Annotated in this window: 11 protein-coding genes; 3 read left to right on the top strand and 8 right to left on the bottom strand. The window is 40.2% G+C overall.

The annotated features are described in order from the left end of the window. The 4 genes from VIH09_RS11040 to VIH09_RS11025 form a co-directional block, all read right to left on the bottom strand. Nucleotides 1-915: acyl-CoA dehydrogenase family protein (locus tag VIH09_RS11040; RefSeq protein ID WP_331580914.1), on the bottom strand; the 915-nt coding region annotated here is incomplete at its 3' end. Between the two features lie 284 nt (nt 916-1,199). Further along, a complete protein-coding gene (locus VIH09_RS11035; RefSeq protein WP_331580912.1) occupies nt 1,200-1,913 on the bottom strand; it encodes a tRNA1(Val) (adenine(37)-N6)-methyltransferase in 714 nt (237 codons plus the stop codon). A 77-nt stretch (nt 1,914-1,990) separates the two neighbouring features. Continuing rightward, nucleotides 1,991-2,515 carry a ribosome maturation factor RimM gene (rimM, locus tag VIH09_RS11030; RefSeq protein WP_331580910.1) on the bottom strand — a complete coding sequence of 175 codons (525 nt, stop codon included), beginning with the start codon at nt 2,513-2,515 and terminating at the stop codon, nt 1,991-1,993. Between the two features lie 14 nt (nt 2,516-2,529). Continuing rightward, nucleotides 2,530-3,093, bottom strand: coding sequence for a 30S ribosomal protein S16 (locus tag VIH09_RS11025; RefSeq protein WP_331580908.1), 564 nt, complete (start codon nt 3,091-3,093; stop codon nt 2,530-2,532). A gap of 199 nt (nt 3,094-3,292) precedes the next feature. On the opposite strand from VIH09_RS11025, the gene VIH09_RS11020 reads away from it, so the two are divergent. Both VIH09_RS11020 and VIH09_RS11015 read left to right on the top strand, forming a co-directional pair. Then, nucleotides 3,293-3,760 (top strand): DUF6252 family protein, encoded by a 468-nt coding sequence (locus tag VIH09_RS11020; RefSeq protein ID WP_331580906.1) that lies wholly within the window; start codon nt 3,293-3,295, stop codon nt 3,758-3,760. A gap of 170 nt (nt 3,761-3,930) precedes the next feature. After that, complete coding sequence (locus VIH09_RS11015; protein WP_331580904.1) at nt 3,931-4,293, top strand: RNA-binding protein; 363 nt, start codon at nt 3,931-3,933, stop codon at nt 4,291-4,293. Nucleotides 4,294-4,374: 81 nt separating this feature from the next. Here VIH09_RS11015 and leuB read toward each other — a convergent pair whose 3' ends face one another. The 4 genes from leuB to leuC form a co-directional block, all read right to left on the bottom strand. Then, a complete protein-coding gene (leuB, locus tag VIH09_RS11010; protein WP_331580902.1) occupies nt 4,375-5,436 on the bottom strand; it encodes a 3-isopropylmalate dehydrogenase in 1,062 nt (353 codons plus the stop codon). A gap of 32 nt (nt 5,437-5,468) precedes the next feature. Further along, entirely contained in the window at nt 5,469-6,992 is a 1,524-nt protein-coding gene (locus tag VIH09_RS11005; protein ID WP_331580900.1) for an alpha-isopropylmalate synthase regulatory domain-containing protein, read from the bottom strand. Between the two features lie 125 nt (nt 6,993-7,117). After that, entirely contained in the window at nt 7,118-7,714 is a 597-nt protein-coding gene (leuD, locus tag VIH09_RS11000; protein ID WP_331580898.1) for a 3-isopropylmalate dehydratase small subunit, read from the bottom strand. A 137-nt stretch (nt 7,715-7,851) separates the two neighbouring features. Continuing rightward, complete coding sequence (gene leuC / locus VIH09_RS10995) at nt 7,852-9,252, bottom strand: 3-isopropylmalate dehydratase large subunit (RefSeq protein ID WP_331580896.1); 1,401 nt, start codon at nt 9,250-9,252, stop codon at nt 7,852-7,854. Nucleotides 9,253-9,924: 672 nt separating this feature from the next. Between leuC and dnaE the strand changes: the two genes are divergently transcribed. Then, nucleotides 9,925-12,993, top strand: a 3,069-nt coding sequence (gene dnaE, locus VIH09_RS10990; protein WP_331580894.1) for a DNA polymerase III subunit alpha, incomplete at its 3' end; no start/stop codon positions are given.

The raw sequence follows: 12,993 nt of genomic DNA, 5'->3' as shown, positions 1-12,993 counted from the left end.
CAATTGCGCTTTGGTGATTTCGGTAATCATTTCGGCTAATTTCTTTTGTTGCAGTTGAGTTCCGGCAATAGGTTTGTCAAACTGTATTCTTTCTTTTGCATAACGCAAAGCGGTATCGTAACAGTCCATTGCGGCACCAATAGCGCCCCAAGCAATACCGTAACGGGCAGAATCTAAACAGCCAAGAGGTGCTCCCAAACCGGATTTGTTCGGCAACAGATTTTCTTTGGGTACTTTGACGTTGTCAAAAATAAGTTCCCCTGTAGAAGATGCTCTAAGGGACCATTTGTTGTGTGTTTCCGGAGTTGAAAAACCTTCCATCCCACGTTCTACGATAAGTCCGTTAATTCTTCCCGTTTCGTCTTTCGCCCAAACAACCGCAATGTCGGCAAATGGTGCGTTTGAAATCCACATTTTGGCACCGTTCAATAAATAATGGTCTCCCATATCTTTATAGTTGGTGATCATGCTTCCAGGGTCTGAACCATAATTAGGTTCAGTCAATCCAAAACAACCAATGAATTCTCCAGTGGCTAATTTTGGTAAATATTTCATGCGTTGCTCTTCGTTACCGTATTTCCAAATTGGATACATAACCAAAGAAGACTGTACTGATGAAGTTGAGCGAACTCCTGAATCACCACGCTCGATTTCTTGCATTATTAATCCGTATGATATTTGGTCTAGTCCCGCTCCGCCGTATTCCACAGGGATATAAGGTCCGAAACCTCCAATTTCACCCAAACCTTTTATGATCTGTTTCGGGAATTCAGCTTTTTGGGCATATTCTTCAATAATTGGGGAAACTTCACGTTTTACCCAGGCACGTGCAGAATCACGCACTAATTTGTGTTCTTCAGATAATAAATCATCTAATAAGTAGTAATCCGGCGACTGAAATAAATCTGGTTTCATATGGAGCTTTTTTTATAATGGTAAGGCAGTTGTTAACTTGTGCTAATAAATATAGCATAAAATTAAGGCAATTTGCACGATTGGTTGTTTTTACGCGACAAATTTACATAAAGAAATATAACAAAACCAGTATGAAATGTTATATTTTTAAACAAATAATGTGAAACAGTTGTTTTTTAAAGTATAGTGGTAGAAATGCCATTAAATAATGGCTTAGAAACTTGTACGAGGTAGACTGGGTAATAAAAGAATAAGGTAAGTATTGAAATATGCTGTTTTTAGAATTACATCTTCAAATAGAAGTCCTTAGTCAATTCAATATATTCGGTCGTGTATTGGTGACGGGCAGTTTCAATGATCAATTCGTTGAGTATCAAGTCAGGATTTTCCTGTCGGCTAAAAGCCAATAAACTGCGTTTGATTTCTGTGGTTGGTGTTCCCTTGACACGAGTTATTTTTAAGGGAAACAATTCACATTCCTTGGCTAAAGCCAAAAATTTTTCTTCCTCTTTGAAAGGGATAATTACCGCAAAAATTCCGCTTTCGGAAAGTAACAGGGCTGCCGCTTCAATCAGATCTTCAAAAGGCATGACGTCTTGGAAACGTGCCGTATCCCTTTGCTTGCATTCGGTTTTGTAATCCTCGCTGTAAAAAGGGGGGTTGGAAACGATTAAGTCGTATTCGTCTTCGGGTTCTTCGACAAATTCGTCCAAGCCCGCATGAAAACAGAATAGCCGGTCACCCCAGGGGGAGCTTTCAAAATTGTCTACCGATTGTTCATATGCTTCTTCGTCAATTTCTAGTGCGTCAATTTGTTCGGCGTGACTGCGCTGCGCTAACATCAAGGCGATTATTCCGGTTCCGGTTCCGATATCCAAAATACTGAACGGATTATTTTCGATCGGGGTCCAAGCGCCAAGCAAAACGCCATCCGTACCGATTTTCATGGCACAACGATCTTGTTGGATTGAAAATTGTTTGAATTGAAATTTTGACATTGGAATCTCAGGTTGAGTAATACGATCTCAGATATTTTTGAAACTGACCACTAAAAAAGGAATACTGATTACTGATATTATAGGTACATCTCAATCAAACCTTCAGGCAAGTCCATAATAACTTTTTTGTTCTCGCGGTCAATTTTGACAAGGAAATGGTCAATCATGGGGATGAGAATTTCCACGTCACCTTTTAACACTTCAAATAGAGGTTGCGCGGTGGTGTCGTTGATGGACTGGATTTCTCCCACGTAGCCTAGACGTTTGTCTTCAACTTCAAAACCGATTACTTCGTGAAAATAGAATTTGTTACCGCTAAGTTTGGGTAGCATTTTTATGGGAAGATAGAGGTCATTACCTATGATGGCGTCGGCTTCTTCTTCATTATTGACGTCTTCAAAGCGAATTCGAAGGAAGTCGTTTTTGTGTAGCGAGCTGCTTTCAATAAAAAAAGGAACCAAGTGTTTGTTGCATTCAACAAACACTGATTCCAAATTTTCGTATAGCTCTGGTTCGTCTGTGTCTAAATAGGCAAGGACTTCCCCTTTAAAACTAAATTTTTTGGCGATTTTACCTAAATAGAAACAATCTTCTTTACGCATTTTCGCTTCTAAATTTATGCTTGAGTTTCTTCGTTGTTTTCTTCTGCAGCAGGAGTTTCTTCAGTTGATTCAACTTCAGCAACTTCTTCTTCAACAGCAGGAGCAGCGGCAGCAATAGCATCTGCTTCAGCTTTTGCAGCTGCAGCTAAACGTTTTGCATTCACATCTTGTTCTGCTTTGAAAGCTTTAGCTTTAACATCAGCTTGAGTTTTAGTCAAACCTTCTTTTTTAGCATCAACTGTACCAGTTTTTGCTTCTAACCAAGTTGCTAATTTTGCATCAGCTTGTTCTTGAGTTAGAGCTCCTTTACGGATACCACCATCAAGGTGATGTTTCAATAAAGCGCCTTTGTAAGAAAGAATTGCTTTAGCAGTTTCAGTTGGTTGTGCACCATTGTGCAACCATTTAACTGCGCTATCAAGGTTTAAGTCGATAGTTGCTGGGTTTGTGTTTGGATTGTAAGTACCGATTTTCTCTAAGTATTTACCGTCTCTTTTTGAGCGAGCATCTGCTGCTACAACCCAGTAAAAAGGCTTTCCTTTTTTACCGTGTCTTTGTAATCTAATTTTTACTGACATAATCTAATGATTAAATTTTGAGGTACTCGACCTCTGTTAATTAAGGCTGCAAAGATATACTATTTTTTCTAATATGACAATAGTAGTTTATTGTAAAGAATAAGAATGTTTTATCCCTTTTTAGGTAGTGTTTTTTTTAACACTAATCCTGTTTATTTAGTGATAATACCATACTTTTGTTAATATAAAGACGCATTTTATGAAAAAACAAATCCTTCTTATACTCGCGCTATTTTCCTTAATCTCCTGTGTAGAGGACGTAAGCTTTAATAATCCTTCCTTTCAGGGGGTAAAAGACAATGTTTTTTGGAGAGCTATCGAATCAAAAGCTTCATTAGATCCAAGTGGATCCTTAGTTATCGAGGCCTATTCCGGAAGCGAAGTGATTACTTTAAAGACCACTTCAACAGCGGCTCAAACCTATGTTTTGGGAACCAGTACTTCCAAGACGGCAACTTATGTGAGGACTGGCAGTGATGGTACAATTACTTTCGCCACTGGAACCGGGATTGGCGACGGTCAAATATCCATAACAGAATATGATCCGGAAAACAATACGGTAACGGGTACTTTTAAATTTAATGCAGAAAATATTGACAATAATCCTTCGGTGGGTTCTGTTTTGAATTTTCAGCAGGGAGTCTTTTACAAAGTGCCCATAAGGTAGCGTTTGCTAACCAATTAGGGTGATTACTTCCGGCGAAAACGGTTTGAATTCACCCGTTTTCTAAGTTTATTCTTTTTTTTAAATTAAAATAAAATCATAAATAAGCTAATATATAGTGTGTTATAAGAAAATAGCATTACATTTGTTGCAATTATTATAAATAAGTACATATGAATATTTTTGTTGGAAGCCTTCCATTCAGTATTGAGGAAGCAGATTTAAGAGAGTCTTTCGAGGCTTATGGTGCAGTTGATTCTGTAAAAATTATCACTGATAAATTTACTGGAAGAAGTAAAGGATTCGGTTTTGTTGAGATGCCGAATGATGAAGAAGCTCAAAAAGCGATTGATGAATTGAACGGTGCTACTGTTCAAGGACGTGCAATTGTGGTTAACAAATCTGAGCCAAAACCAGAAGGAGAAAGAAGAAGTTTTAACAATAACAGTCGTGGTGGAGATTCACGCGGTGGTTATGGTGGTGGAAGCAGCCGTGGTGGAGAAAACCGTGGTGGTGGAAACAGAGGAGGATACTAATATTTTTTTCTAAACTATAAAGAAAGGGGACAATGTAAATTGTCCCCTTTTTTGTTTGGCATTTGTTTGTTTTCCGATCCTCTACAAATGGGCAACTAGCCAATCTCCTACATCGCTTGTTTTGTAAACTGTAGCCCCTTTTTTGGCCAAATCCTCGGTAACAATTCCTTGTTCCAATGATTTGTTAACAGCGGCTCTAATCGCTTCAGCCTCTTCCTTCAATCCAAAAGCATCTTCAAACATCATGGCCGCGGATAATACGGTCGCCAGTGGGTTTGCAATGTTCAATCCTGTTGCTTGCGGGTAAGAACCGTGAATAGGTTCATACAAAGAAGTGTGTTCTCCTACCGATGCAGATGGCATCAAACCCATCGAGCCGGAAATTACGGAGGCCTCATCTGTTAAAATGTCACCAAATAAGTTTTCAGTAATTAATACATCATACGAGTTTGGCCATTGTACCAATCGCATGGCTACGGCATCTACAAATTCGTAACTAACGGTCACTTCCGGATAGTCTTTCTCCATTGCTTGTACTGTTTCTCTCCACAAACGGGAAGTTTCCAAGACATTGGCTTTATCCACACAGCATAGTTTTTTAGTACGTGTCATTGCCAATTCAAAACCTTTCTTTGCCAAACGCTGCACTTCCACTCTAGTGTACGTGCAAGTATCATATGCCGTTTCGCCATCGTCTTTTCTTCCTTTCTCGCCAAAATAAATTCCGCCAGTAAGTTCTCTTAAGAACACTAAATCGGTTCCTTCTATACGCTCTCTTTTCAATGGTGAGTTGTCTATCAAAGAGGGAAAGGTAAATGTGGGACGCACATTAGCAAATAAGCCTAATTTTTTTCGCATCAACAGTAAACCTTGTTCCGGTCGAACAGTCGCTTTAGGATCATTGTCAAATTTTGGATGTCCAACGGCTCCAAAAAGAACCGCGTCAGCGGCCATGCAAATTTCATGTGTTTCGTCCGGGTAAGGAACGCCAACGGCATCGATGGCGCAGGCGCCTGTTAAGGCTGGAGTCCAGGTGATCTCATGATTGAATTTCTTTGCAATGGCATTAGAGACCTTTACGGCTTCATTGATTACCTCTGGTCCAATTCCGTCTCCTGCCAATAGTGCTATTGTATATTTCATTATTTGTTTTTTATTAGTGTGTTTTTTCTAAATTATTTCGTTACTACATTCAGCATCTTCTGGGTTGCTATTATTGCGGCGACGGTTTGGTCAGAATCCAGCCCTCTGGTTTTGAACTCTTTTCCGTTAATGGTCCAGGTTATTATGGTTTCACACAAAGCGTCTGAACTGCTTCCGGGAGGAATTCTTACTGCGTAATCGATCAGTTTTGGCAATGCTAATTGCTTACTTGTATATATTTTGGCCAATGCATTCATGAAAGCGTCAAATTGCCCGTCCCCTTGAGCATGCTCTTCAATAATTTCACCGTCTATTTTAAGACAGAGGGTCGTTGAAGGTCGCAAACCTTTGGCATGTGATAACACATAAGACTCCACTATAATTTTTTCCTGGTACGTTTGACTGTCCAAAACATCGGAGATGATGTAGGGTAAGTCTTCTTTGGTAACGGTTTCTTTTTTGTCGCCCAATTCAATGATCCGTTGGGTGACTAATTTTAAATCTTCCTGATTTAATTTTAAACCCAATTCCTGGAGGTTTTTTTCAATATTTGCTTTTCCGGATGTTTTTCCCAGAGCATATTGCCTTCTTCTTCCAAATCGCTCCGGAAGCAAATCATTGAAATACAAGTTGTTTTTATTGTCGCCATCGGCATGGATGCCTGCCGTTTGCGTAAACACATTGTCGCCTACAATTGGTTTGTTAGCTGGGATTCGATATCCTGTAAAAGTTTCCACCAACTTACTCACCTTGTATAGAGAAGATTCCTTTACATTAATTTTTATTTCAGGCATGAAATCATTGATGACGGCAACGGTACTTTCAAGAGGTGCATTTCCGGCGCGTTCCCCCATTCCGTTTACCGTAACATGTAATCCGTTGATGCCCGCTTTCAATGCTTCCATTACGTTGGCAATACTTAAATCATAATCGTTGTGCGCATGGAAATCAAAATGGATGTTAGGGTATTTCGCAGTAATTTTTGAAATGAACTCAAAAGTTTGCGATGGGATAAGAACCCCCAAAGTGTCTGGTAATAATATCCTCTTGACAGGCTGCGTCGACAAAAACTCTAAAAACTGAAAGACATATTCTGGGGAATTGCGCATTCCATTGCTCCAGTCTTCCAAATATATGTTCGTGTCAATGTCGTTTGCTTGCGCTAATGCAATTGTTTGGGCGATTTCGGCAAAATGTTGTTCCGGGGTTTTCTTCAATTGGTGTGTCAAATGATTCATTGATCCTTTGGTCAACAAATTCTGAACTTTGGCGCCCGCTTTCTTCATCCATTCGATAGAGAGTCCGCCGTCAACAAAAGTTAAAACTTCGATTCTGTCGTTGTAGCCTTTTTCATTGGCCCAAGTCATGATGCCTTTTACTCCTTGAAATTCCCCTTCGCTCACGCGTGCGGAAGCAACTTCGATGCGATCAATATTTAATTCCTCCAATAACAATTGTGCAATGGTTAGTTTTTCTGCAGCAGAAAACGATACTCCCGAGGTTTGTTCCCCGTCACGAAGCGTCGTGTCCATTATCTCAATTTTTCTTTTTTCCATTTTTAAATTTGATGGTAGTACGATTTTAATCTAATGAGTTCAGCAATCGTACAATTGTATTTGATAAAATCATAAAACAGTTAGTTCGGCGATAAAGCGAACCAACTGCTTTTTTACTGGTTTCCTTAATAAGGAAGTTTATCGGCAAACTCGACTACTTCTTTTTTTATGTTTTGTAGATAGTCAATGTCATCAAAGCCATTGATCATGTTGTCTTTTTTGTACCCTGAAATATCAAAAGATTCTTTTTCTCCGGTCACTTTAAGCGTGATCGTTTGTTCAGGAAGGTTGACTTCAAGCTCCGTTTCTGGATTCGCCTCAATGGCCTTGAAAATTTTGTCCGCAAATTCAGCGCTAACCTGAACGGGCAGTACGCCAACATTCAGACAGTTGTTTCTGAATATGTCGGCAAAAAAACTCGACACGACACATCTGAAACCGTAATCATAAACAGCCCAAGCCGCATGTTCTCTCGAGGATCCGGAGCCGAAGTTTCTTCCTCCGACAAGTATTTTGCCACTATAGGTTGGGTTGTTTAGAGCGAAATCTGATTTTGGCGAACCATCATTATTGTATCGCCAGTCGCGGAAAAGGTTGTCTCCGAAACCAACACGCTCTGTCGCCTTAAGGAAACGAGCGGGAATAATTTGATCCGTATCCACATTTTCAATAGAAAGCGGAACTGCTGTACTTGTAAGTATATTAAATTTATCGTAAGCCATTGTGATTTTAGATTTTAGATTTAGGATTTAGGATTTCAGATTTTCTATGGGGAAAAACTATGTCTTAAAACCGTAAAGCTTTTTAATTTTGTTCTATTTAAATTGAAATTGCCTTTTGTATAATTCCTTTTTAGGGATTAGGAGGCTATCAAATCCCTTGGGTCTGTTAACACTCCCGTCACGGCAGCGGCAGCGGCCATAAATGGACTTGCCAATAATGTTCTTGATCCGGGTCCTTGACGTCCTTCGAAATTTCTGTTCGAGGTGCTCACTGCATATTTTCCTGCAGGTACTTTGTCGTCGTTCATCGCCAGGCAAGCGGAACAGCCCGGTTGACGCAAAACAAATCCAGATTCAATCAAAATGTCAAGAATTCCTTCTTCTTTTATTTGCGCTTCCACAACATGCGATCCAGGGACCAACCATGCCGTAACATTAGCTGCTTTTTGTCTTCCTTTTACGATAGAGGCAAAGGCCCTGAAATCTTCGATTCGGCCATTGGTACAACTACCTAAGAAAACGTAATCGATTTGTTTTCCTATCATGGCTTCGCCTTGGTTGAAGCCCATATATCCTAAGGATTTCTCATAGGTTTCTTCGCCTTCAGCAACATCTTTTGCCTCGGGGATGCTTTTAGAAATTCCCAATCCCATACCCGGATTGGTACCATAGGTAATCATTGGCTCAATGTCCGAAGCTTCAAAGTTGATTTCTTCGTCAAATGTAGCGTCAGCATCCGTTTTTAATGTTTTCCAATAGGCAACTGATTTATCCCAAGATTCTCCTTTTGGAGTGTATAGACGGCCTTCCAAATAATCAAAAGTGGTTTGGTCTGGCGCAATCATTCCTCCGCGAGCTCCCATTTCGATGCTCAAGTTACAAACGGTCATTCGACCTTCCATGGTCATGTTTTCAAAAACTTTACCTGCGTACTCCACAAAATAACCAGTAGCGCCTGATGTGGACAATTTTGATATTATATAAAGCGCAACGTCTTTTGGCGTAACTCCAAACTGAAGATCGCCAGCTATGTTGATGCGCATTTTTTTAGGTTTTGGTTGCATAATACATTGCGTAGAAAGCACCATCTCTACCTCAGAAGTACCGATTCCGAAAGCAATAGCTCCGAAAGCTCCGTGAGTGGAAGTATGTGAATCTCCACAAACTATTGTTGCGCCTGGCAAAGTAATTCCGTTTTCAGGACCTACAACGTGAACAATTCCATTTTTCGCGTTTCCTAATCCCCAGTGACTGATGCCATATTCTTTAGCATTTTCTTCCAACGCTTTTAGTTGGTTTGCAGACAGGGCGTCTTCAACAGGTAAATGTTGATTTATGGTAGGGGTATTGTGATCGGCGGTGGCAAAAGTGCGCTCAGGGTACAAAACCGAGATGCCTCTTTCTTTTAGACCTAAAAAAGCAACAGGACTAGTCACTTCATGAATGAAATGTCGGTCAATAAAAAACACGTCTGGTCCATCTTCAATTTTACGCACCACGTGCGAATCCCATACTTTGTCAAATAATGTAGTACTCATTTTAAATATTTTTTAAGTGTATTTCTTCAAAAACAGCTCGTTAAACGGCCCGTAATTGTAACAATGACAGCAAATTTAAAAAAAGGAACAAGCTCGTCAATTTGGATTTTTCATTTTATACGATACCCAAACCGTTTTTACGACTACAGATAGCTTATATTTTCTTGTTTGTGGTTTTATCAAGGAATCTGATTTTCTTTTTAAATTCTTTTGTCGTTGTTTGAAATGCAGGTTTCCTCTTCTTTATGTATTAACTATTATTCAATTTAAACGTCTTAAAGACCAAGAGTGTTGAATAAAATGAAATTTAAGCAAGCTTATTCTGCTAATTAAATAGTATTTGTTTGTTTTTGTGTTCGGAGAAACGAAGCCTTTTGCTCTTCTGTTTACTTTGCAAAAATGCTCGTTGAAGGAATCTAGGTCGTTATTTTTTTGTTTGGATAGTACGACATCCAAAAAATTGTTGTGCGGTGGATTTATTGCTTTATTGTTCCGTTTTAGAAATTAATAAGTTTAAAATTACAGGATGAATAGTTTGTTTATTTAATCGGTTGTTTTGATCTTTTTATGGGTATTTGTTGATAACTTGCATCCGTTCTTACTGGAAAAAAACCTAAATTTGAAATTCATTTTTTGAAATTCATTGAATTTGCAACCACCTCATAAACAACTATGTACTTAATATTCGATACCGAAACCACAGGATTACCGAAGCGTTGGGATGCGCCCATAACCGATACGGCCAACTGGCCGCGTTGTATACAAATTGCGTGGCAGCTGCATGACGATATGGGGAAACTCATCGAGCATCAGGATTATTTGGTAAAACCGGAAGGCTTTAATATCCCATATGATGCGGAACGAATCCACGGGATTTCCACTGAACTGGCGGAGGCCGAAGGGGTGTCCTTGGCTGAGGTGTTGGAGAAATTCAACATCGCTTTAGGCAAAGCCAAATTTATTGTGGGACAAAATCTAGGTTTTGACGTCAATATTATGGGTTGTGAGTTCCATCGTTTGGGTGTTGAAAGTCCGATGGCTTCGATGCCTGTTTTGGATACCTGTACCGAAATTACAGCGTCTTTATTGCAGTTGCCTGGAGGTCGAGGAGGACGTTTCAAGTTACCGACATTAACCGAGTTGCATCAGTATTTATTTAACAGACCGTTTTCGGAAGCGCATAATGCCACTGCCGATGTGGAGGCGACCACGCGTTGTTTCCTAGAATTAATCCGTAGGGAAAATTATACTGCAGAAAAACTGGATGTTCCCGCAAGTTACTTTCGGGATTTCCAGGATAAAAACCCGACTGAAATTAAACTCATCGGTTTAAAGCACATCAATTTAAAGGAGGCTTCTGATAAAATTCGCCAGCAGTTTGGGGAAAAGCAGACCGCGGCAATTTCAAAACAAGAGCTTTCCCAAAACAAGAAAGTGCTTGTTGATACGGAATTCGTGCATTTGCATAACCACACCCAGTTTTCTGTTTTGCAGTCCACGATCAGTATTGCAGCTCTAGTAAAAGCGGCTTCACAACAAAAGATGCCTGCCGTTGCCATGACAGATCATGCCAACTTGATGGGGGCTTTTCACTTTGTAAGGGATATTTTAAATCATAATAAAGCGGCTGAAGCCAAGAATGCAGCCTCAATTGAAAATGGCGAGAAAGCTACCGAGGTTCCAATGAAGCCGATCGTAGGCTGTGAATTTTTTGTCTGTGAAGATCACAAGGACAAATCCCGTAAGGACAATGGATACCAAATAGTGCTTTTGGCGAAGACCAAAAAAGGATACCATAATCTGGCCAAAATGTCTTCGATTGCTTATACGGAAGGATTTTATTATGTGCCAAGGATTGATAAAAAAGTAATTCAACAATACAAAGATGATATCATTGTGTTGTCCGGGAATCTCTATGGTGAGATTCCGAGCAAGGTTTTAAATCTTGGTGAAAACCAAGCCGAAGAAGCTTTGATTTGGTGGAAAGAGGAGTTCAAGGATGATTTTTATATTGAAGTGATGCGTCACAATCAAGAAGATGAAAATCGGGTAAATACCACTTTGATTTCCTTGGCTAGAAAGCATGGCGTCAAAATTGTTGCCACTAACAATACCTTCTATATAGATAAAGAAAATGCCAATGCGCATGATATTTTGCTTTGTGTGCGTGATGGCGAAAAGCAAACGACACCTATAGGCCGTGGTCGTGGCTATCGTTTTGGGTTGCCCAATCAAGAATATTATTTCAAGACGGGGGAGGAGATGAAAAAACTCTTTACCGATTTGCCCGAATCGATTGCGAACCTAAGTGAAATTGTCGACAAAATTGAAATTTACAATCTGGCGCGTGAAGTTTTGTTGCCCAAATTTGAAATTCCTGAGGAGTTTAATGTTCCTGAAGATGCTGTTGATGGTGGAGTGCGAGGGGAAAATGCCTATTTGAGACATCTTACTTATGAAGGGGCAAACAGAAGATATCCCGAAATCACGGAGGAAATACGGGAACGTCTTGATTTTGAGTTGCTGACCATTTCTAATTCCGGGTATCCTGGATATTTCTTGATTGTGCAGGATTTAATTGCCGAAGCTAGAAGCATGGGTGTTTCTGTAGGACCGGGAAGGGGGTCTGCAGCGGGATCGGTTGTGGCGTACTGTTTGAAAATAACCAACATTGACCCGTTGATGTACAACCTGCTTTTTGAGCGTTTCCTAAACCCCGATCGTGTGTCATTACCCGATATTGATATCGATTTTGATGATGAAGGGCGAAGCAGTGTGATGGATTATGTGATCCGAAAATACGGTTCGAAACAAGTGGCGCAGATTATCACTTATGGTAAAATGGCCACGAAATCGGCAATTCGAGATACCGCACGTGTACTGGATTTACCTTTGTTTGAAGCCGATAAAATCGCGAAACTGATTCCTGGAATGATGCCGTCTAAATGGAATTTAGCGCGGTTCCTGAATGAAGAGGAAGCTGTTATTAAAAAAGTGGTTCGTCCGGAAGAATGGGATAAAATAAAAGAGTTAATAGGCCTTGCTGGTGAAGATGATCTGAGTGGTGAGACTATTCAGCAGGCTAAAGTGCTGGAAGGGAATTTGAGAAACACGGGTATCCATGCCTGTGGGGTAATCATTACACCAAGCGACATTACAGATTTTGTTCCTGTGGCTACCGCCAAAGATTCGGATCTTTATGTGACCCAATTTGACAACTCAGTGGTGGAAACTGCGGGACTTTTAAAAATGGACTTCTTGGGTTTGAAAACCCTTACACTGATTAAGGACACCGTTAAATTAGTGAAATACAGAAACGGAATCGACTTGAACCCGGACGAATTCCCGATTGATGATGTAAAGACATACGAGCTTTTTCAACGCGGAGAAACGGTGGGGATTTTTCAATATGAATCTGCAGGAATGCAGAAGTACATGAAGGAATTGAAGCCTACGGTTTTCCCCGATTTGATTGCCATGAACGCCCTGTATCGTCCGGGGCCAATTGCCTACATCCCGAGTTTCGTAAAAAGGAAAAATGGCGAAGAAGAAATCATTTATGATCTTGAAGCCTGCGAAGAACTATTAAAAGATACCTACGGAATTACCGTTTACCAAGAACAGGTAATGCTTCTGTCCCAAAAACTCGCGGATTTCTCCAAAGGGGATGCCGACGTTTTGCGTAAAGCGATGGGGAAAAAGCAAAAGGATGTTTTGGACAAAATGAAACCCAAGTTCATC

This window comes from Flavobacterium sp. (genome assembly GCF_036515215.1).
In the GTDB taxonomy this organism is placed as follows: domain Bacteria; phylum Bacteroidota; class Bacteroidia; order Flavobacteriales; family Flavobacteriaceae; genus Flavobacterium.
Note: the sequence above shows the minus strand (reverse complement) of the source record. Positions and strands in the feature narration are given on the sequence as shown.